The sequence below is a fragment of the Mycobacterium sp. MUNTM1 genome, from assembly GCF_054660795.1.
In genome coordinates this window covers 71880-92106 of the sequence record NZ_BAAGDE010000019.1, presented here as the reverse complement: position 1 = coordinate 92106, position 20227 = coordinate 71880, and the positions used below count along the sequence as shown (strand labels likewise).

Genomic DNA, 20227 nt, shown 5'->3' with positions numbered 1-20227 from the left:
CCTCCGCTAGGCGGTCATGAGGACTATAAAGCCTGTTCGTTACGGCCAGGCTTCCCAGCCGATCATGCCGCGCAGCGGGCCGGCGAACACCGGCCGCACCGCGCTTGAACGCCAACGCTCTTCGATAATCGGGGCCAGCGCGCCCATGGTCGTCAGCGGGTCCTCATCGAGGTAGACGACGGTGATGTACTGGTGATCGGTTCGCCAGCCGCGCGGGAGGTGGCTCCACCCGGCGCTGGAACCGAACGTCCACGCGCCGGCCGTGCCCGGCGTCGCGAGCAGGGCCGGGTAGTGCTCGGCATGCAACCACTGCAGCCAATCGTCCGGCCGGCCGTCGGCGGGTTCTTCGACGATCAGCACGATGCCGCGATGCGGCCGAAACGGCACCACCTCGGGCGAAATCAGGGCGTGCGGCGAGGATTGCCACTGCAGCAGGCGCAGGCCGGCCACCTGCAGCGACGGCCGCACGACCGGGAAGCGGCCGTTGTCGCGCAACGCGCGGCCGAGGGTGACGAAGTCGTCGAAGGTCGTCTCGACGGGGTCGCCGACCAGGTAGTGCACCGCGTTGCCGATTTCCCCCAGCGGACCGTTTGCGGCCAGCCGGTGATCGGGGTATTCGCCGTCGGCGATCCAGCGCAATCCGTGCACGATGCCGGGCAGCTGGTATTGCTCCGGCATGTGATCGAGCAGGTGCCAGCGCAGGTAACTGCCGTCGTCGTCAGCGGGCGGTGCGGCGGTGAGGCTGAAAATGCCTGCCCTGACGCGGATCACGCGGGTCCGCCGGCGGGGGGATGCAGCTCCGCCAGCGCCTGCAGGTTCTCCAGGTAGTGCTGCAGCGAGGTGTGGCGGAAGGCGGCGCTGACGATCGTCGCGCCGTGACTGGTCGTCTCGCCCAGCAGGTCGCGGGTTCGCTCGGGCTGGCCGATGGGGTCCAACAATGCGGGTGCGGGCAGGACGACGTCGAATCCGGGATGAAGGTCGAAGCGGCCCAGCCAATCCCGGGCCTGCTGCAGGCTCACATTGAACGGGGCCCAGCCGTCGGCCAGTGTTGCGGCGCGGCGCAGTGATCGCAGCGTCCGCCCGCCGATCCAGATGGGCACGCGTTCCTGGACCGCGCGGGGATCGACGACCAGGCCGTCGAACGAGTAGAACTCGCCGTGGTAGGCCGGTTCGTCGACCGACAGCGACGCGCGCAGCGCCCGTAACGCGTCGTCCCCGCGCGGGCCACGGTCGTCGAAGGGTGCACCGATGAGATCGAATTCCTCTTTGAGGCTGCCGACGCCGACCCCCAGGATCAGCCTCCCGCCGCTGATCTGGTCCAGCGTGCCGTAGCGCTTGGCGATTTCGAGAGGGTGGTGGTAGGCGAGTACCAGCACGTTGGTGGCCAACCGAATTCGTTGGGTGCGGGCGGCCAGGTACCCGAAGGTCGCCAGCGGATCCCAATAGCGGGTGCCGCGGCGGCCCCGCTCGGCCGCGGGCAGCGCGATGTGCTCACTGCAGGTCAGGTGGTGGTAGCCGAGCCGGTCCGCGGCCTCGGCGATCTGGGCCAGATCCTCGATGGTGGCGGTCTTCTCCCACTCACCGCTGCTTCCGGGAAACATCGTCACCACCGGGGTGGCCACCGACAGTTTGGCGTGTCCGCTCATCCCTGCATGTACCCTCCGGCATCGACGGGAATCGATTGGCCCGTGATGGTACGGCTTTCGTCGCTGGCGAGGAACAGCGCCAGGTTGGCGATATCCTCGGTCGAGGAGATATCTTGCAAAGCAACGCCTTTGAGTTGCTTCTTGCGAACCGTTTCGGCGTCGACGCCTTGCTCGTCCGCGGTGCGTTGCACCCATTTGCGCCACAGCTCGGTGTCGATGGCCCCGGGCACAATGCAATTGCACCGGATACCGTGCGGACCGACCTCGAGCGCGACGGCCTTGGTGAACGCCCGCAGTGACGCCTTCGCGGTGACGTAGTGGGTTTTGCGGACCATCCCGGTGTAGCTGACGGTGGACGAGAAGTTCAGGATGACGCCGCGGCGCCGCTGCAGCATCGACTGGTTGAGCACTTCGCGGGTGCACAGCATCGCGGCGGTGAGGTCGATAGCGATGGTGGCGTTCCAGTTGTCCAGCGTCTGTTCCCAGATCCAGCGGTCCTGTCCGGGAGCGGCGGCGTTGTTGCACAGGATGTCGACGTGGCCGAACTCGTCGACGCCGCGCGACACCATGGCGGCGACGTCGTTCTCGTCGGTCACGTCGGCGCGTATGCCGATGGCGCCGGGACCGGCCGCCTCGGCGGCCGCGCGGACCAGCTCCTCGCGCCGTGCGGCCAGCAAGACCTTGGCGCCCTCACGGACGAACAGCGAGCCCAGCACCGGTCCCAGGCCGGTACTGGCCCCAGTGATGATCGCGACCTTGCCGTCGAGCCGGCCGGTCATAACGTCGTGTTCCCAGGCGGATTCATGCCGGGCAGATTGTAGCGCCCACCTGATTCAGGAAGCGGCCGTCGCGATGAACATGCCGGCCGCGGCGACGATGAGCACCAGGTCGATCAGCATCGCGTAATGACGCGGGTGGGCCCTACGCACGAGCGAACGCGTGACGAACGGGCCGATCATCAAGGCGGCGCCGATGACCAGCCCGCGGGCCACGACGGCGACGTTCAGCGCACCCAACTGACCGAAGGTGCTGATCTTGCCGACGTAGAGCACCAGGGCGCTGGCGGCCTCGGACCCGAGGAAGGCGCCGCCGGTGAGCCCGTAGCCGGTGAAGATCGGAACGCTCAACGGCCCCGTCGACAGCACCATGCCCGTGAGGAAGCCGACGACCACGCCCGCGATGGCGAGGTGCCAGAGCCGTACCCGCCACTGCCGGGCGTGCGCGAGCCTGCGCACGGGAATCATCGCGAGAAAAAACACGCCGAGCAGCCCGTCGACCACCGCTTGCGGGATGCTCAATAGGGTGTTGGCACCGAGCACCGCGGCGGGGGTTCCGGGCAGCGCGTACGTGAGCACCGGACGCCAGCGGATCTGCCGCCACCAGGCGGCAACCCGGGCGACATTGGCCATGACCGCAGCAATGCCCATGACAGGCACCGCAATTCGCGGCCCGTACATCATGACCAGCGCGGGCAGCAGCACCAGGGACGATCCGGTGCCGACCAGTCCGCCGAGCGCGCCGGCGGCCAGCGCGATGACAAAGAGGAAGAAAAGAGCCAGCATGAAAGGACCTTCTGGCCGGCGCGAGGCGCACCGGTCGGGGTCCTCCAGGCTTTTGTCCGTTCAGATGACCGCGCCCCGTCGGGGGACGCGGTGGCGCCGCTCGGACCAGGCACATGAAGTCGGAACCCTAGGCGCTATCGTCCACAGGCTAACAAAGTTTCGCGGATCCGCTACCGCATGCGCTTGCGAGAGTCGCCGCGCGACGACAAGCGACTACGCGTCGCCGCGTTCTACCGGGTGGTCGGGATTTGCGCTCCACTCCGACCACGACCCTGGATACAGCGCCGCCTCCCGGCCGGACGCGGCGAGCGCGGCGATCGTGACAGTGGCGGTGACGCCTGAGCCGCAGTAGGCGCCCATCGCGTCGTGACGCTCGATGGCGCGATCGGACAACAGTTGTGCCAGTGAGTCGTCGTCGAGAAAGGTGCCGTCCGCCGCCAGGACCGAGGTGCTCGGCAGATTCTTCGCGCCGGGGATGTGGCCGGCGACGGGATCGAGAGGTTCGACGTCGCCGCGGTAGCGTTCCGGTGCGCGCGCATCGAGCAGCGTGACGGTATCCTCGGCGACGCGCTCGGCCGTCAGCGTGCGGCGGCTTCCCGCATACAGATCATGTTGCGCCACAGTCACATTCCCGGGTGCCGGATCGACGGGTCCGGTCTCGAGGGATTGTCCCGCCGAGCGCCACGCGGCCAGGCCGCCGTCGAGGATGCGTACGTTGTCCAGTCCGGCCGCGGTGAGCACCCACCACGCCCGTGCGGAACCGGCGCGGTTCCAGTCGTCGTACACCACCACCAACGTGCCCTGCCGGATTCCCCAGCCGCGCGCGGCGGTCTCCAGGTCGCGTCCCGACGGCAGCGGATGACGGCCCTTGCCGGAGACCGTGTGGTCGCTGAGGTCATCGTCGAGCGAGACGTAGACCGCGCCCGGAATGTGCCCGTCCAGGTACGCCGAACGTCCGTCTGGGGCGTCGATGCTCCACCGCACGTCCAGGATGGTGACCGGATCACCGGCGGAGACGATGTCCGCTAACTCGGTGGCGGTGATCAGTACCTGATTGCGTGCTCCCACTGGATCCTCCCTGTCGGTCTCCAGCGAGCCTAGCCAGCGCGGCGAGACCACTGCCCCCTACGGGTGTCGGATGCTGTCCGACCAATGGTCTGGCATACCGACCATCGGTCGGTTATGCTGATCGCTCAGAGAGAGGTGGTGCAATGAGCACTTCGCAGCAGTCGCAGATCCGGACGCGCATGTTCGCCCGCGTGATGGGCCCGTATCTCACCATTGTGCCCACGACGGTCGCGATACGCGGCTCGTATGTGCAGGCGCTGTTCACCGAGTTCAAGGCAAATCCGATGTGGCCGTGGCTATATGGCGCTATCCTCTTGATGGGCGGGCTGTTCATCATCGCTTTTCACCAGTACTGGCGCGGGCTCGCGGCGATCATCGTGTCCTCCGTCGGCTGGTTCTTCCTCATTCGCGGACTGCTGCTGTTGACCGTCCCCATGGCCTACGACGCGGCCGGCAACGCCATCTACGGCTCTGGCGCTTTCGCGGCGATATGGGTGTTGTTCATCGGCCTGGCCTTGGCCGGGCTGTACTTGACCTACGTGGGCTGGAAACCGGAACCCCGCGCCCCTGAGTCTGTGCCGGGAACAACCCAGGATCGCTCGGGTGCCGCGGGTAGTTAAGCATCCCGATATCCGCCGGGCGGAGCTGCTGGACAGAGCGACCGAATTATTCCTGCGGCGTGGCTATGACAATGTCAGCCTGAACGATCTGATCGCCGATGCCGGTGTCTCCAAAGGCGCTTTCTATCACTGGTTTCCGTCGAAGGACGCGCTGATAGCCGCGCTAGCCGAGCGCAGCGCCCGAGCGGCATTCACCGTCGTCGAGGAGGCCGTCACCGCGTGCGGCGGGAACGCGCTGGCTCGCCTGAATGCCGTGCTGCAAGCCGGTTTTGACGCCAAGATGAAGATGGGCGTCCCCGAGCAGCTGGCCGCCATGGTGGCGTTGCTGCGTCCCGACAACGCCCACCTGTACGCACGAATACTGGCCGCGGACGAGGCGTTGTCGTTGCCGCTGTTGACGCGCCTGATCTCCGAAGGAGTCACCGACGGCGTCTTCGACACCTTTGACTCCGAAGGGGTCGCCGACATGATCTATGGACTCGCCGCGCGTACGAACTCGATCGTGCTCGATGTGCTCGAGGCGAGCGACGATGCCACACGAGCGCGGGCGATCGACGCTCTCGCAACGCGTTTCAGACTGCACGGGATTGCCGTCGACCGCATACTGGGCCTACCGGACGGCAGCGTCACCACGCTGACGCGTGCACAGGTCGAGGCGATGGTCGGGGCGCCGGGTGGATAGGGATTCGGCTAGGCGCTTTCCTGAGCAGTCCCCAACGACGCGAGCATGCCCGCCGCCGCCCGTTCCCAGGTGAAGTTCTCCGCGCGGCGTCGTGCAGAGCTGCGGCGGTGTTGTTCGGGCCGGTCGACGATCGTGCCGACCGCCCAAGCCATGGCGAATGGGTCGTTGTCGGCCAAGGCACCGCTGTCCGGGGTGACGATCTCGGTGAGCGCCGACGTGCGCGACACCACCGCCGGTGTTCCGCACGCCAGTGATTCCAGCGCGGCCAGACCAAATGTCTCGTGGGGTCCCGGTGCCAGCGTGACGTCCGCCGTGGCCAGTAGTCCCGCGACGGTATGCCGGTCGTTGATGAAGCCGGTGAAGTCGATTGGCAGGCGAGAGGCCTGTCTCTCCAGCTTCGCCCGCATCGGTCCCTCGCCCACCACGACCAGCCGAGCGTCGACGCCGGCATGACACAGCGCGCCCAGTGCGTCGATGCTGCGGTCGACGCGCTTTTCGACCGACAGGCGTCCGCAGTGAACCAGCAGCATTTGCTGCGGCGCGGCCCACCGCTCGCGCACCAGATGGGAATGCCGGCGCGGATGAAACGTCTGCAGGTCCACACCGAGTGGAACGGTGACCGTGTTGTCGGCACCGATCCGGTCGAATTCCTCGCGCGCGAAAGCGGTCGTACACACCACGGTGTCATAGTTGGCCGCCGTGCGCCTGTTGGCGACGTCGGCGAACTTCTGCGCGGGACGGCGCGGAAGTATCTGTCCCACAAGGCGATCCAGGCGCTCGTGAGAGATCATCACCGTCCGCGCGCCGTATTCGCGGCCCCAAGGCCCCAGCGACCTCAGCGTGAGCCGATCAGAGACCTCCAACGCGTCGGGCCGCAGCGCTTCGAGTAGCTTCTTGACGGGCCCCGGCATCACCGCTCGGTAACCACCGGTGAAAGGAATCAGCTTAGCGGGCAACGTGATTCGCACCACCCCGGTGGGCAGCTGAGTATGCTGCGCACAGCGGCCGGGGACGATCAGGAAGACCTCGTGCCCGCTGGCGCAATATTCCGCGCCCAGCCGGTCGATCGCGGTGCGAAGGCCGCCGGAGCGAGGGCCATAGAAATTGGCGACCTGTACAACGCGCATAACGTGAGGACACGCGGCGCGCGTGTGCACTCATCAATGCTGAACCGACGGGCGCCTGAACTCTGTGTGAACTTCGCTTCCGGACGCTGCTAGTCGCCGGTGGGCGGCCCGAACCAGCGCTGCAGCGCAGCGTGCAGCGCGGTTTTGTCGGCCGGCCCGAATTCGTCGGCCGCCCAGGCGACATAGCCGTCCGGCCGGATCAGCAGCGCAGCGGGGGGCCGGTCGGCCATGCTCGCGGCGACGGTGTCGACACGATCGGCCCAGCCATGCGCCGCGTCCGTGACGCCTCCGCCGAGGTCGAGCAGAACCGGGCGGGCTTCGTGCAGCAGTTCGGTGACCCGCCGGCCGTCGTCGAGCGTCAAATCGGGCACGAGTTGACCCGACAGCGGATGGCGGTCGGCCACGTCATACCGGACGTCGGCGCCGGCGAGGAGCGCCGCCATGTGCTGTTGCGAGTCGGGGAAGGTGAACAGCTCGCCCATCAGCGTTCGCAACGCGCCGACTTCCGGGCCCGGCGCCATGAGCGCGATCTGAGCCAGCGAGTGCATCATCACGCGCCGACCGACCGGGTAGCGCTCGGACTGATAGGTGTCGAGCAATCCGGCCGGTGCGGTGCCGTTGATCTCGGCCGCGAGTTTCCAGCCCAGGTTCATCGTGTCTTGCAGGCCCAGGTTCAAACCCGGACCGCCGAGCGGGCTGTGCACGTGCGCGGCATCGCCGAGCAGCAGTACCCGGCCATGGCGGTAGCGCTCGACGTGCCGGGTGTTCTGCCCGTTGATCCGCCGAAGGGCATGCGGCCCTGCGTCTTTCGGCTCCTCGAAGGGGATGTCCACGCCCAGCACGCGGCGCGCGCTCTCGCGCAGCTCGGTCAGGCTCATGGGCACCTCGGGAACCGGTGGGCCGAATTCGATGGTGCCGAGTAGCGCACGGCCCGGCTCGAATTCGGCATAGATGATCCCGCCGCGATCAAAGCGGTTGTGCCCGAAGGGCAGCAGGCCGAATCCCGGGATCTCGATGCAGTACTGGGGCCGGCGGAACTCGTCGGGCATATGCACATGCGCGAGCCGGCTCACCATCGGCGAGGTGAAACCGGGAAAGTCGATGCCGAGTGTCTTGCGGACCAGGCTGCGCCCGCCATCGGCGCCGACGGCGTAGTCGGCGACGATATCGTAATCGCGCTCGGACGACGAGACCGTCAGCGCAACGGATTCCGGGGTCTGCTGGATGTCGACGAGTCCATGCCCCCAGCGCAAATCCACCCCGAGATCACGGGCCTGCTTTTCCAGCAGTCGCACCAGCCGCGGCTGTTGTATGGGCAGGAGGTGCATGGGGTTGTCGGGCACCTCCGAAAAGTTCAGACCCATGGCCGCGAAAATCCAGCCCGGGTTGGGTCGCGGTGGCTCCTTGTCGCCGGTGAAGGCCTGATACAGGCCGCGCATGTCGAGCATTCGAACGACTTGTCCGACAAGGCCGTTGGCCTTCGGCTCGGGGCTGGGACCGGGCAGGACGTCCAGCACGACGGGCCTGACACCGGCCAGCGCGAGCTCGCAGGCCAGCAGCAGGCCGTTGGGCCCGGCGCCGGCGATGACGACGTCGGCGTGTTCGTCAGTCATGGCGTGCCTTCTTTCTGGGAGGTTCGGGTAGGCCCGCGCTGACGGCGGCGAAGCCCTCGCGGATCAGTGTGGTGATGGCCACCGGCGGGTCGGCCCGCACGTAGGCGTCGGCCGCGGCATCGCCGACGGCGCGCACGACGGACATCACCAACCGTGGGTAGAGGTCGCGGTTGGGGTCGGTGCCCGTACGTTCGGCGATCACGTGGAGCAAATCGTCAAATAGATCGTGCGGCACCGAGTTTCGCACCTGCGGGTGCATGACGAGTTTGCGGACCTCGACAAGCTCTTGGCGGCTTGGCGCGCGGTTCTCCTCGCCGTACACGTCGCCGAAGTCGGCCTCCAACGGCTCGAGCACCGCGCGGGTGAGCGCCGTCCACAGCGGCTCGTCGGCCGGGCGCTGTCGCAGCACGGCAACGCTGCGCCGCACGCGTTCCGCCTGCCGGTAGGCGAGCGCCTCGTATTTGCCGCTGAAGTAGTTGTTGAACGTGCGCAGCGAGACGCCCGCCATGTTCGCGACGTCTTCGCGCGTCACGTTTTCCAGGCCGCGCTCGAAGGCCAGCCGCAACGCGGCGTCGCTGAGCGCGCGCCGGGTGTCGGCCTTCTTGCGCTCGCGGAGCCCGGTCATAGCGACCAACGTACGCCAAACGTGCCTAGTGGGCAATATTGCCTGACGGGCAAATTTTCGCCTGGGTGGGCGTTGAGGGCGTCGAGTGTGCAGTCACGGTGGCGACACGCCGAGCGGAGCCGCCCAGGATGCACCCTCGACGCAAGCGAACGGTCGCTAGCGCGTGCCCCAATCCCACCGGGGCGTCGTCACCAAAGTCTGGCCGCTGATCCGTGTTTCGCCCCAGTCCTTGTACAGCTCGATCTCGATGGCCCGGGCGCCGGCGGCGTCCTGCATGTCTGCCACCGGCGTGGTGTCCAGGAATTCCAGCAGGGAGCGGGAGTGGGTGACCACCAGGACCTGCGTCTGAGCGGCGGTGGTGCGGATCAGCGAGGCCAACGGGGCCACCAGGTCGGGGTGCAGCGAGGTCTCGGGTTCGTTGAGCACCATCAGCGACGGCGGCTGCGGGCTCAGTAGTGCGGCGGCCCAGAGCAGGAAACGCAATGTGCCATCGGATAACTCGGCGGCGCGCAACGCGCGCAGCATGCCACGCTGCCGCAGCTGGAGGTCGAACAGGCCGTCGTGGATGGCGACGGAAACGGTGGCGCCGTCGAACGCCTCGGCGACGGCCCGGTCCAGGTCATCGAACCCGGACTCGAGGATCGTCTGGATCGCGGCCGCCAGGTCGCTACCGTCGTCGGAGAGCACCGGGGTGCGGGTGCCCACCTGCGGGTGCCGCGCGGGCGCGGCGGTGTCGACGCGGAAACCGTCGTAGAATCGCCAGCCGCGCAGCCGTTCTCGCACGGCCGCCAGCTCGGGAAGCGCATGCGGGTGTGCGTATTCGGCGAGCACGCTGTGGTACGACGGCAAGGACCGGGACAACTCGTCGAAGCCGTTGCCCGAGTCCGCGCTGGCCTCGGCGAACACCCGCGACCGGCGTACCAGCGTCGAAGTGGGCCGCAGCACCGGGCCGGCGAACAGCAGCTCCCGTTTGATCTCCGGGTCGCGAGCGAACACCGACTCGCCGGCCGACTGCGGGATGCCCAGATCCACCAGGTAGCCGAAATCATCTGCGGCGAAGCCCAATTCGAGCGACACCGGCCGGGTGCGCACGGTGCCCTCGGTCTTCCGGTGCGTCGGGCGCCGGCCGGCTGCTCGGGACCGGCCCACAGTGCCGACTGCAGACCGCCCTCGCGGGCCAGCGATCCGATGACCTCGCCGCGGCCGCAGTCGGCCAGCAGGCGCAGCGCGCGATACAGCGAGGACTTGCCGGCGCCGTTGGCGCCGGTGATCACCGACAGACGACCCAGGGGCAGGATCACCTCGCGCAGCGAGCGATACCCGCGGATCGCGACGGTGTGCAGCATGGGGCCGACTGTACGGTCGGCCACCGACGGGCCCTACTCCTCCTCGTCGCCGTCGTCGATCGCGGCGGCGAGAAGCTGCACTTCCTCGAGGTCCATCTCGTTCTGCAGTTCGCGCAACACGATGTCGTCGATCAGGTTTTGGTTGCGCAGCGAAGTGATCTCCCGGCGCTTGTATTCGAGCACGCCCAGCCGCACCCGCCGGACCTTCTCGCGGCCCTTGAGGATGCGGGTGTCCGCCGAACCGTTCTCGGTGGCCAGCACCAGCGCGGCCTTCTCCTCGTACTCTTTTTGCAGCCGGCGTCTCAGCTCGTCGCTGATCCCGACCTCGTCCGCGACCTCGGGCAGCGCGGACAGGGCGGCCTGCGACCCCCGGCAACGAGCCAGTTGCAGCTCCTCGGCGTGGGTGACGTCTTCGGGCATCTTCGCCCACCGGACCACGGCGGGCAGCGTGCTGCCCTGGACCAGAACGGTCACCAGGATGACGACCACCACGATGAAGATCAGCAGGCTGCGGTCCGGGAACGGCTCGCCGTTCAGCGTCGTCATCGGCACGGCCACCGCCGCGGCGAGCGAGACGGCGCCACGGAATCCCGCCCAGACGGTGACGAAGCGCTGTCGCCAGTCGACGCGGCGTTCACGCTGCACCTGGCGGCGATCGATGAGCCGGATCAGCAGCGTGGTGAGCTCGCCCCAGAAGATGCGTGACACGATCACCACGCCGGTGACCACCAGCGCCACGAACAGCGCGTGGCGGATGCCGCCGTCGACGCCCGCGATGCCGCGCAGCGCGCCTGGGATCTGCACCCCGACGAACACCCACAGCGAGCCGTTGAGCAGGAATGTCGCGATGTCCCAGAAGGCCGAGGACTGCAGCCGGGAGCGCGCCCGGATCACCACGGGCCCGGCGTAGGCCAGGACCAGGGCCGACACCATCACCGCGACGACGCCGCTGCACTCCATCGATTGGGCCAGCAGGAAGGCCGCGAACGGCGTCACCAGGCTCAACGCCCCCTCCTCCTGGGGCGCGTCGATTCGCTTGCGCAGCAGCGTCACCGCGCCGCCGACCAGCAGCCCGGCCGCGATTCCGCCGAGGTAGGAGCCGATGAACCGGGCGGTCACCTCGGGTGGGCTGATCGCGGCCCCACCGACCGCGACGTGCACGCTGACGGCGAACAGGACCAGGGCGGTGCCGTCGTTGATCAGGCTCTCGGCCTTGAGCACGGTCAGGGAGCGGCGGGGCAGCTTCTTCGCCAGACCGGCGACGGCGGCCGCGTCGGTGGGTGACAGCACCGCCCCCAGCACGCCGGCCGCGTGCGGATTCATGCCCAACGCCCGCGCGGTCCACGACACCGCCACCGCGGTGGCGATCACCAGGACGACGCTGAGGAACACGATGATGCGGGCGTTGGCCCGGATCTCACGGAAGCTGGTGTTCAGGCCCTCCCAGTAGAGGATCGCGGGGAGGAACAGCAGCAACACGACCTCGCCGTTGACGTGTATTTGCCCGAAGTGGGGAACCAGGCCCAGCAGCGCGCCCAACACGATCAGCAAGACCGGGGGGCCGACGCGATAGCGCCGGCCGATGACCGTCCCCACGATGACGGTGGACACCAGGGCGACGATCAGTACGAGGCCAAACACCAGCCCATCCTGCCGGACGCGTCCGGTCTGCGCGGCTTGGGGATTGGGCGCTTCGGGCTGTCAGCTGATGTGCTTGTCGAACCATTCGACCGGCAGCTCGGGATGCACCCCGAAGAAGTTGTAGCCATCGAAGCGGCGGTCCGTGCCCTCGATCCAGTACAGACGCTTCTCAGCGACGGGAATCGCGTCGTAGATGTCCTGCACGTCCTGGGGTCGTGTCATCGTGTCGTCGCGCACCTGGGCGACCAGCGTGGGCACGGTGACGGCCTTCACATGTTTGAGCGGTGACTGCTCGGACAGGTGGAAGCCGGTACGCTCGTGCACCGCTTTGTCGAACATCTCGTAGCCGTTTTCCATGCCGATGCTCTTGACGAATTCCTCCACGATGTAGCGCCCGGAGACCGGCTGCAGCATCACCATGGCCCGGATTTCGGAGAACTCGTCGGGATGCTTGGACCAAGCGACGGCGGTGGAGTCGGCTCCCAAACAGACGGACAGCAACGCCTTTTTCATTGTCTTGGTGTCGGGACGGGCCGCCGCATAACGCAGCGAGCCGATCACGTCGCGGTATTCGGTCAGGCCGATCCCGGCGATGCCGCCGTTACCCTGTCCGCTCATCCCGTGGTTGCGGATGTCGTAGGCGAGCACGTTGTAGCCCGCTTCGTGCAGCGCCCTGTACTCGGGCAGGAAGTTGACCTCGAACCCGCCCAGGCCGCCGAACTCGGGGAGATGCCCTGGATAGCCGTAGCGATTCCCCGGCAGGAAGTGATTGTGAATGATCAGCTTGTCCGAATCCGCCGGGATGAACCAGCCCTCCAATGGCACGCCGTCCATCGAGGGAAAGACGACGTCCTCGTAGTCGAGACCGACTTCGTCGGGGCGCCGCAAGACCGGGGCGCGGCGGCCCGCCGTCGTCCCTGTGGTCCACAACTGGACGAAATTGTCGAAGGCTTCCTGTGCCTGGGTTTCTTTGGACATGTCGATGACCTCCTTTCGGCCGACGCTACGCACGCGTCGCAAGGTTAGGGAGGCGCTGGTTATCGGGGGTACCGGCAGCCCCTGCCTGATGCGGCTGATGTTTGCCTACTGTGGCGGATATGGACATCGCCAAGGACATCAAGGAGTTCTTGATGACCCGGCGGGCGAGGATCGGGCCCGAGGAGCTGGGCTTGCCGGCCGGCCGGCGGCGTCGAGTGCCCGGTTTGCGGCGTGAGGAGGTCGCCCAACTGGCCGGGGTCAGCACCGAGTACTACACGCAGATCGAGCGCGGCAACGTGGCGGGCGTTTCTGACGACGTGTTGCACGCAGTGGCGCGCGCGCTGCGACTCACTGATGACGAGACGACCCACTTCTTCGATCTCGTGCGCGCGACGATCGCGACGCGCGTTGCGCGCGTCAAGCGAGGAACCAGTCAGACCATCCCGGACGGCGTGCAGGCGCTGATCGACGGTATGGCTGCCTCACCCGCGATCATCATGAACGGCAGCCTGGACATACTCGCGGCCAACCGACTTGGTCGAGCCTTGTATGCCCCGATTTTCGACCGGGCGGCCGGTACGCCCAACTTTGCTCGATTCATCTTTTTCGACACCTATTCCGAGCAGGTGTTTCCGGAATGGGAGAGGTCGGCCGACGAGGTCGTCGCCCTGCTACAGGCCGAGGCGGCCCGTTCTCCCCATTCGCCTTCGATCACTCGGATAATCGGCGAGCTGGCAACCCGCAGCGACGACTTCCGCAGTCGCTGGGCTGCCCATAACGTCACCGCGCACCGGCACGGCGTGAAACTTTTTCGCCATGCCGAATTCGGCGAATTATCGCTGACCTACAACGTTTTCGCCGTCACCGCGGCGCCGGGTCTGTCGCTGGTCGGCTACACCGCGGAACCGAATTCACCGTCCGAGCAGGCGCTGAAGATTCTCGCTAGTTGGAGCCTTGAGGAGCATGCCGCCGCGGAGCCCGGCCGGGCCGGCCGTGATGCTTCCAACACAGCGATCGAGTAGGCCCTTTGTTTGGACGAGCGAAGGCGACGCGGTCCCTCGTCGCCTATCTTCGGTCTGGATCGAGACCTACTAGGCTCCGGAGCGGAATCGGAAGGGGGATCTGGTGAAAGTCAGGCTGCTGGGAACAGTCGCCGTGCTGATGCTGTCGACGGTGGTGGGCTGCCACTTCGCCTCCAGGAACCCCCCGTCGACCAAGACGCTCCAGGTACCCATGACCGATGTGCTGACGCAGAGCGAGATCACTCAGAACATCACCCTCGCCGTCGGCAACACCCTGGTGGTGGAGTTGGGCTCGAACTACACCACTCCCTACCGGTGGACACCCGACACCAAGATCGGCGATTCGTCGGTCGTCAAGCAGCTCACCCACCAGTTCGTCCAGCCGACCTCGGACGCGCTGGGCGCACCGGGTGTCGAGGAATGGACGTTCAGCGCGCTGAAGCCGGGGAGCACCACGATCAGCACGGCGTACACCAGCTTCGTCGGCAAGGACGCCAAACCGGCGTGCACCTACACGCTAACCGTCACGGTGCAATAGGCGGTCTTTTACGAAACCCCGGGCGCCGCAACGACATCGGCCCGCAGGTGCGCGGCGTAAACCTCGGCGAGGAATTGCTCGACGGCCACCGCGGTGTGCGCGGCGCGGACCGAGCCGAAGATGTCGAAAGCGTGTTGGGTGAGCGGTAATTCGGCGTAGACGACCGGCTGGGTGCTGGCCTGCCGCAGTTTCTCGACGAACGTGCGGGCCTGCTCGACGTAGGCCAGCGAGTCGTTGGTGCCGTGCAGGACGAAGAACGGGGGAGCGTCGGGCCGGACATGATTGACCGGCGATGCGGCCTCGAACGTCTGCCGGTGCGTCGAGGGCTTTTGCTTGATGATCGACTTGATCAGCAGGCCCGGCATCATCGGGTGCAGGGACTTGTCGAACCGGGTGAAGTCGTAGATGCCGTAGAACGGCACCGCCGCCTGGACGCGGGTGTCGGCGTCTTCGAAGCCCGGCTGGAATTGCGGGTCGTTCTGCGTCAGCGCGGCCAGCGCCGTCAGGTGGCCGCCGGCCGAACCGCCGGTGATGACGACGAAGTCGGGGTCGCCGCCGTATTCGGCGATGTGCTCCTTGACCCAGGCCAGCGCGCGCTTGACGTCGACGATGTGGTCGGGCCAGGTGTTGCGCGGGCTGTGCCGGTAGTTGATCGCCACGCAGATCCAGCCGAGCTCGGCGAGGTGGCTCATCAGCGGATGGGCTTGTCCGCGTTTGTTTCCCGTCGTCCACGCGCCGCCGGGAATCTGGAAGAGCACCGGCGCCTTGCCGGCCGGGTCGAGGTCGGGGCGCCGCCAGATGTCCAGGTGGTTGGCGCTGCCGTATTCGCCGTAGCTGATGTCGGAGTCGTGGGCGTAGTCGCGGTAGATGCGCAGCATCCTTAAGAGGCCTGGCGTCTTGGCGGTGCCGCTGCCGGCTGGGCGGCGCCACAGGTTTGCCGACTCGGTGAGCCGGTCGGCGCCCAGTCCGTCGTCCAGCGCCTCGGTCAGGGGGACGTTGGCCCGATGGCCCGCGCGGCTGAGGTTGAGCAGGCCCAGCGCCGAGAGGGCGGCGACTGCCCACGCGGTGATTCGCACGGGCCGGGTCAGGCGACGGCCGGTCAGCGCCAGTCCGCCGAGCTGGGTCAGCAGCGTTTGCAGCGGTAATTCGGTGACGGCGAGCCCGAACATCCACGAGTACAGCGAGGGGAATCCGCCGCGCGCCAGTGGCCGGTAGGCGTTGAGGGTGGACGCCGCGGTGACGGCGGTGACCGCCAGCGACCCGATCTGCCGGATGACGTGGATGATTCGAGCTGTCCGCATTGCCTCACCTTACGAAACGGGTAGACGACGCTCCGATCCGCTAGCACCTGCGCTAGCGGATTTGGGATGGTCACATTGGTCTGGAGAGGTGTTGTGCGGCGGCGCCCCGCCCGCCGTCTCTCCTCACCAACCGGCGCCGCCGCTGCGGGTGGGGATGAGTGACTCGCGAAACCGCTAGCACCCGTGCTACCAACCCGGCGTGAACCACTACACCTACCGCGTCGCATGGTCGCCGTACCACGGCCAATACGTCGGCGCCTGTCTGGAATTGCCGTTCATGCGCTACGAAGCGCCGACCGCGCAAGAGGCCATCGAGGCGGTCGAGGCGGCCGTCGACCGGCACATTGAAATCATGCAGAACACCGGCGAAACCGTGCCGACACCGATGGCGGACCGCAATTACAGCGGCACGATCGTGATCAGGACGTCCGCGGAGCTACACAGCCGCCTGGCCGTCGAAGCCGCCGAACAGCAGGTCTCGATGAACCAGTGGGTGGTTCAGAAGCTTGCGGGACGACGGCCCAGCGATACGTTCGGGCTCTCCGGATGGGACTAGCCGCGCGCGACGGCTACGACGCCTCTGCGCGGCTCTCCAGCTCCTTGACCGGGGCGGGGTCGTTCTCGGTCAGCCCCACCTTGGCCGCGCCGCCGGGCGAGCCGAGTTCGGAGAAGAAATCCGCGTTGATCTGCAGGTATTGGGTGTGCTCGGCGGGCAGATCGTCTTCGTAGAAGATGGACTCGACCGGGCACACCGGCTCGCAGGCACCGCAGTCGACGCACTCGTCGGGGTGGATGTAGAGCATCCGGGCGCCCTCGTAGATGCAGTCGACGGGACATTCCTCGATGCACGCCTTGTCTTTGATGTCGACACAGGGCTCGGCGATCACGTAGGCCACGAGTGTTGTCCTTCCTTCTGGGCTAGCGGGGTCAGCCGGCTGCGGGCCGTCAAACACGGTCTGGCTGGCTAATTTAGCGCGAGGGCGCCCGCGCGGGCTAGCGGCGAGCACGCCTCATGTGTCCCATCGTTGCGGCTCGGGCGGGGCATGAGTAGAGGTTTGGCGTTGTGGTGTCACAAGCTATAGTTGTGTCACACGATTTGATTGTGAGCTGCCGCCCATGCCCCTGAGCCCCCGGTTGCCCGAACTCGCGTCGTTCGAGGCGTTTTTGGCGATCGCCGAGACCGGCAGCCTGGGCCGGGCCGCGCGCGAGCTCGGGCTGACCCAGCAGGCGATATCCCGGCGGCTCGCCACCATGGAGGCCCAGATCGGCGTCACCCTGGCCGTCCGGACCACGCGCGGGTCGCAGCTGACGCCCGCGGGCCTGATCGTCGCGGACTGGGCGACCCGCCTGCTCGAGGTTGCCGGCGAGATCGACGCGGGGCTGGGCTCGCTGCGAAAGGAAGGGCGCGAACGCATCCGGGTGGCGGCCAGCCAGACGATCTCCGAACAACTCATGCCGCACTGGCTGCTGTCCCTGCAGGCCGAGGCCACCCGGCGCGGCGAGACCGCACCCCAGGTCCTCCTGACCGCCACCAACAGCGACCACGCCATCGCGGCGGTCCGCGACGGCAGCGCCGACCTCGGATTCGTCGAAAACCCGGGCACACCAAAGGGTTTGGGTAGCTGCGTGGTGGGTGAGGATGAGCTGGTGATCGTGGTTGCGCCCGACCACAAGTGGGCGCGACGGGGCCGGGTGGTGACCGCGCGCGAACTCGCGCAGACGCCGCTGGTGGCACGCGAACTCCATTCGGGCATCCGCGATTCGCTGACGGTGGCGTTGCGCAAAGTGCTCGGCGAGGACATGCAACAGGCCGCGCCCGTACTGGAATTGACCTCCGCGGCGGCGATGCGCGCCGCCGTGCTCGCCGGCGCGGGCCCGGCGACCATGAGCCGGCTAGCCGTAGCCGACGACCTGGCGTTTGGCCGGCTACACGCGGTGGAGATCCCGAAGTTGGACCTGCGCCGCAAGTTTCGGGCCATCTGGATCGGTGGACGCACCCCGCCGGCCGGAGCGATTCGCGACCTGCTCAGTCACATCCTCAGCACCGCGGCGAAAAGCTAGGCCGCGGCGTCCTCGGCGAGCGCCTCGTCATAGCGGTCGAGCACGGTCTCGGCCACCAGCCGGTGCGCCCCCAGCGGCGCCGCCATCGGAATGCCGTTGTCGCGGGCGAAGTTTGACACGCCGTCGGTGATGAAGCCCGGGGCAAGGAACCACGGCGCGATGACCAGCCGGCGCGCGCCGTGGCGACGCAGCTGGTCGGCGGCGCGGGCCACCGACGCCTCGGGCCGGGTGGCGAACGCCGTTGTGGCCCCGGCCCATTGGGTGCCGGCGGCCAGCCGGGTCGCCACCTTCGCGGTGCGCGCGTTGGCGGCGAGGTTCGACGAACCGATCGCCACCACCATCACCCCGAGATCGTCGTCGAATTCCGAGACCCCGACCTCGACGAGCCGTTCGCGCAGCACCGCCACCAGCCGCTCGTCTTCACCGAGCACGTCGGCCTGCCGGATGCCGTGCGCTCCGGCGTCGGCGATCTGCTTGGGGATGTCCAGGCGCGCGTGATAGGCGCTGGCCAACAGCAACGGGGCGACCACCGCCCGTCGGGGGTCCGGCAACCCTGCCAGCACATCGACGAAGTTCGGGGCATTGAGTTCGAGGAAGGCCAACCGCACGTCGAGCTCGGGCCGCATCAGCGCCAGCCGGTCGGCCACGGCCTGCGCGTTGGCGCCCGACCGTGGGTCGCGGCTGCCGTGCGCGGTGAGTACGAGTGTGTTCATCTGGGCCTCAGCGCAGCTCGTCCTCGTCGGCGCGCAGCGCCCAGGAGGCGAACGTCTCGCCGTCCTCGCGGCCGTCGATGTACTTGCGCGTCACCCGGTCGATGTAGTCGCCCAGTTCGGCGCTGGTGACCTTGTGCTGGCGCAGCTTTCGGCCGAAGCCGCTCTGCTCGCCCAGGCCGCCGCCGAGGTGCACCTGGAAACCCTCGACCGAGTTGCCGTCGCCGTCGTCGATCCACTGGCCCTTGAACCCGATGTCGGCCACCTGGATTCGGGCGCACGAGTTCGGGCATCCGTTGAGGTGCACGCTGATCGGCAGGTTGAGCTTGGAGTCGACGTCGGCCAGGCGCTTTTCCAGCTCGGGCACCAAAGTCTGTGCCCGGACCCGGGTTTCGGCGAACGACAGCTTGCAGTACTCAATTCCGGTGCACGCCATGGTGTTCTTGCGCCACGACGATGGCCGCGACGGCAGGCCCAGCGCCTCCAGGCCCGCGACCAACTCGTCGACCTTGTCGTCGGCGACGTCGAGGATGACCAGCTTTTGGAACGGGGTCCACCGCGCCCGGTCGGAGCCGGCCTTGTCCATCAGGTCGGCCACCGCCGACAGGGTGCTGCCCTTCACGCGCCCGACGATCGGCGCGACGCCCACGGCGTTGAGGCCGTTTTTGATCTTCTGCACCCCGACGTGGTCGATGGTGTGCTTGACCGGCGCGGGCGCCGGCCCATCGATCAGCCGGCGGTTCAGGTACTCGGTCTCCAGGACCTCGCGGAACTTCTCCACCCCCCAGTCCTTGACCAGGAACTTCAGCCGGGCCTTGGCGCGCAGCCGGCGGTAGCCGTAGTCGCGGAACAGCTGGGTGACGCCTTCCCAGACGTCGGCGACCTCGTTGAGCGGGACCCACACGCCCAGCCGCTGGGCCAGCATCGGGTTGGTCGACAGGCCGCCGCCGACCCATAGGTCCAGGCCGGGGCCGTGTTCGGGGTGATCGACGCCGACGAACGCGATGTCGTGCGTCTCGTGCGAGACATCCTGCAGGCCGGAGACCGCGGTCTTGTACTTGCGCGGCAGGTTGGCGTACTCGGGGTTGTTCAGCGAGCGCCGGACGATCTCGTCGATCGCGGGCGACGGGTCGAGGATCTCGTCGAGCGAGTCGCCGGCCAGGGGCGAACCGTGGATGCCGCGGGGGCAGTCGCCGCAGGCCTCGGTGGTCTGCAGGCCGACGGACTCGAGCCGCCGCCAGATCTCGGGGACGTCCTCGATGCGGACCCAGTGCAGCTGCAGGTTTTCCCGGTCGCTGATGTCGGCGGTGTCGCGGGCGAATTCGGTCGAAATCTGGCCCAGGGTGCGCATCGTGTGCGCGGTCATCGCCTTGCCGTCGGAGCGGACCCGCATCATGAAGTACTTGGCTTCGATCTTGTCGGTGTTCTCGTCGCCGGTCCAGCTGCCGTCGTAGCCCTGCTCACGCTGGGTGTAGAGGCCCATCCAGCGGAACCGCCCGCGCAGGTCGTCCTTGGCGATGCTGTCGAAGCCCTGCTTGGAATAGACGTTGATGATGCGATCACGGACGTTGAGCGGCGCGTCGTCGCTCTTGAACTGCTCGGCGTGGTTGAGCGGCTCGCGATCTCCCAGCGCCCACTGACCGTCGTTGCGGGTCTTGGCGGGACGTGCGGTGGTCATGTGGCGTTC

The 20227-nt window shown here is 67.6% G+C and carries 20 protein-coding genes and 1 pseudogene; 6 read left to right on the top strand and 15 right to left on the bottom strand.

What is annotated here, in order from left to right:
• Positions 1 to 39 precede the first annotated feature (39 nt).
• The 5 genes from ACYQ8K_RS13445 to ACYQ8K_RS13425 form a co-directional block, all read right to left on the bottom strand.
• The gene (locus ACYQ8K_RS13445; protein ID WP_459969673.1) at positions 40 to 768 is read right to left on the bottom strand and encodes a hypothetical protein; all 729 of its coding nucleotides are present in this window, start codon (positions 766 to 768) and stop codon (positions 40 to 42) included.
• Complete coding sequence (locus ACYQ8K_RS13440; RefSeq protein ID WP_459969644.1) at positions 768 to 1646, bottom strand: TIGR03619 family F420-dependent LLM class oxidoreductase; 879 nt, start codon at positions 1644 to 1646, stop codon at positions 768 to 770. The genes ACYQ8K_RS13445 and ACYQ8K_RS13440 overlap by 1 nt, the downstream gene beginning before the upstream one ends.
• A complete protein-coding gene (locus ACYQ8K_RS13435; protein ID WP_459969642.1) occupies positions 1643 to 2425 on the bottom strand; it encodes an SDR family NAD(P)-dependent oxidoreductase in 783 nt (260 codons plus the stop codon). The genes ACYQ8K_RS13440 and ACYQ8K_RS13435 overlap by 4 nt, the downstream gene beginning before the upstream one ends.
• A 54-nt stretch (positions 2426 to 2479) precedes the next feature.
• Positions 2480 to 3208, bottom strand: coding sequence for a TSUP family transporter (locus tag ACYQ8K_RS13430; protein WP_459969640.1), 729 nt, complete (start codon positions 3206 to 3208; stop codon positions 2480 to 2482).
• Between the two features lie 213 nt (positions 3209 to 3421).
• Positions 3422 to 4276: a sulfurtransferase gene (locus ACYQ8K_RS13425; protein ID WP_459969638.1), complete on the bottom strand. Its 855-nt coding sequence runs from the start codon at positions 4274 to 4276 to the stop codon at positions 3422 to 3424.
• 143 nt (positions 4277 to 4419) lie between these two features.
• Between ACYQ8K_RS13425 and ACYQ8K_RS13420 the strand changes: the two genes are divergently transcribed.
• Both ACYQ8K_RS13420 and ACYQ8K_RS13415 read left to right on the top strand, forming a co-directional pair.
• A complete protein-coding gene (locus tag ACYQ8K_RS13420) occupies positions 4420 to 4896 on the top strand; it encodes a hypothetical protein (protein WP_459969637.1) in 477 nt (158 codons plus the stop codon).
• A complete protein-coding gene (locus ACYQ8K_RS13415) occupies positions 4880 to 5578 on the top strand; it encodes a TetR/AcrR family transcriptional regulator (protein ID WP_459969635.1) in 699 nt (232 codons plus the stop codon). Before ACYQ8K_RS13420 ends, ACYQ8K_RS13415 begins: the two co-directional genes overlap by 17 nt.
• An 8-nt stretch (positions 5579 to 5586) precedes the next feature.
• Here ACYQ8K_RS13415 and ACYQ8K_RS13410 read toward each other — a convergent pair whose 3' ends face one another.
• From ACYQ8K_RS13410 to ACYQ8K_RS13385, 6 genes and pseudogenes are all read right to left on the bottom strand, one after another.
• The gene (locus ACYQ8K_RS13410) at positions 5587 to 6705 is read right to left on the bottom strand and encodes a glycosyltransferase (protein ID WP_459969633.1); all 1119 of its coding nucleotides are present in this window, start codon (positions 6703 to 6705) and stop codon (positions 5587 to 5589) included.
• An 89-nt stretch (positions 6706 to 6794) separates the two neighbouring features.
• Entirely contained in the window at positions 6795 to 8318 is a 1524-nt protein-coding gene (locus tag ACYQ8K_RS13405) for an FAD-dependent monooxygenase (protein ID WP_459969631.1), read from the bottom strand.
• The gene (locus tag ACYQ8K_RS13400; RefSeq protein WP_459969629.1) at positions 8311 to 8943 is read right to left on the bottom strand and encodes a TetR family transcriptional regulator; all 633 of its coding nucleotides are present in this window, start codon (positions 8941 to 8943) and stop codon (positions 8311 to 8313) included. Before ACYQ8K_RS13400 ends, ACYQ8K_RS13405 begins: the two co-directional genes overlap by 8 nt.
• A 156-nt stretch (positions 8944 to 9099) precedes the next feature.
• Positions 9100 to 10289 (bottom strand): annotated as a pseudogene (locus tag ACYQ8K_RS13395) (AAA family ATPase).
• Positions 10290 to 10322: 33 nt separating this feature from the next.
• Complete coding sequence (locus ACYQ8K_RS13390) at positions 10323 to 11930, bottom strand: Na+/H+ antiporter (RefSeq protein WP_459969627.1); 1608 nt, start codon at positions 11928 to 11930, stop codon at positions 10323 to 10325.
• Between the two features lie 60 nt (positions 11931 to 11990).
• Entirely contained in the window at positions 11991 to 12908 is a 918-nt protein-coding gene (locus ACYQ8K_RS13385) for an alpha/beta hydrolase family protein (RefSeq protein WP_459969625.1), read from the bottom strand.
• A 119-nt stretch (positions 12909 to 13027) separates the two neighbouring features.
• Here ACYQ8K_RS13385 and ACYQ8K_RS13380 point away from each other — a divergent pair, with 119 nt between their 5' ends.
• Both ACYQ8K_RS13380 and ACYQ8K_RS13375 read left to right on the top strand, forming a co-directional pair.
• A complete protein-coding gene (locus ACYQ8K_RS13380; protein WP_459969624.1) occupies positions 13028 to 13930 on the top strand; it encodes a helix-turn-helix domain-containing protein in 903 nt (300 codons plus the stop codon).
• 103 nt (positions 13931 to 14033) lie between these two features.
• Positions 14034 to 14468, top strand: coding sequence for a protease inhibitor I42 family protein (locus tag ACYQ8K_RS13375; RefSeq protein WP_459969622.1), 435 nt, complete (start codon positions 14034 to 14036; stop codon positions 14466 to 14468).
• Positions 14469 to 14476: 8 nt separating this feature from the next.
• Here ACYQ8K_RS13375 and ACYQ8K_RS13370 read toward each other — a convergent pair whose 3' ends face one another.
• A complete protein-coding gene (locus ACYQ8K_RS13370) occupies positions 14477 to 15769 on the bottom strand; it encodes an alpha/beta hydrolase fold domain-containing protein (RefSeq protein ID WP_459969620.1) in 1293 nt (430 codons plus the stop codon).
• A gap of 199 nt (positions 15770 to 15968) precedes the next feature.
• Between ACYQ8K_RS13370 and ACYQ8K_RS13365 the strand changes: the two genes are divergently transcribed.
• Positions 15969 to 16325, top strand: coding sequence for a type II toxin-antitoxin system HicB family antitoxin (locus tag ACYQ8K_RS13365; RefSeq protein ID WP_459969618.1), 357 nt, complete (start codon positions 15969 to 15971; stop codon positions 16323 to 16325).
• Positions 16326 to 16338: 13 nt separating this feature from the next.
• Here the strand turns inward: ACYQ8K_RS13365 and fdxA are convergent, their stop codons facing one another.
• Complete coding sequence (gene fdxA / locus ACYQ8K_RS13360) at positions 16339 to 16665, bottom strand: ferredoxin (protein ID WP_459969616.1); 327 nt, start codon at positions 16663 to 16665, stop codon at positions 16339 to 16341.
• A gap of 220 nt (positions 16666 to 16885) precedes the next feature.
• On the opposite strand from fdxA, the gene ACYQ8K_RS13355 reads away from it, so the two are divergent.
• Positions 16886 to 17830, top strand: a complete 945-nt coding sequence (locus tag ACYQ8K_RS13355; protein ID WP_459969614.1) for a LysR family transcriptional regulator — start codon at positions 16886 to 16888, stop codon at positions 17828 to 17830.
• Here ACYQ8K_RS13355 and ACYQ8K_RS13350 read toward each other — a convergent pair.
• Both ACYQ8K_RS13350 and ACYQ8K_RS13345 read right to left on the bottom strand, forming a co-directional pair.
• A complete protein-coding gene (locus tag ACYQ8K_RS13350; protein WP_459969612.1) occupies positions 17827 to 18543 on the bottom strand; it encodes a sirohydrochlorin chelatase in 717 nt (238 codons plus the stop codon). The two genes, ACYQ8K_RS13355 and ACYQ8K_RS13350, sit on opposite strands and share 4 nt — an antisense overlap.
• A gap of 7 nt (positions 18544 to 18550) precedes the next feature.
• Complete coding sequence (locus ACYQ8K_RS13345; protein WP_459969610.1) at positions 18551 to 20218, bottom strand: nitrite/sulfite reductase; 1668 nt, start codon at positions 20216 to 20218, stop codon at positions 18551 to 18553.
• Positions 20219 to 20227 lie beyond the last annotated feature (9 nt).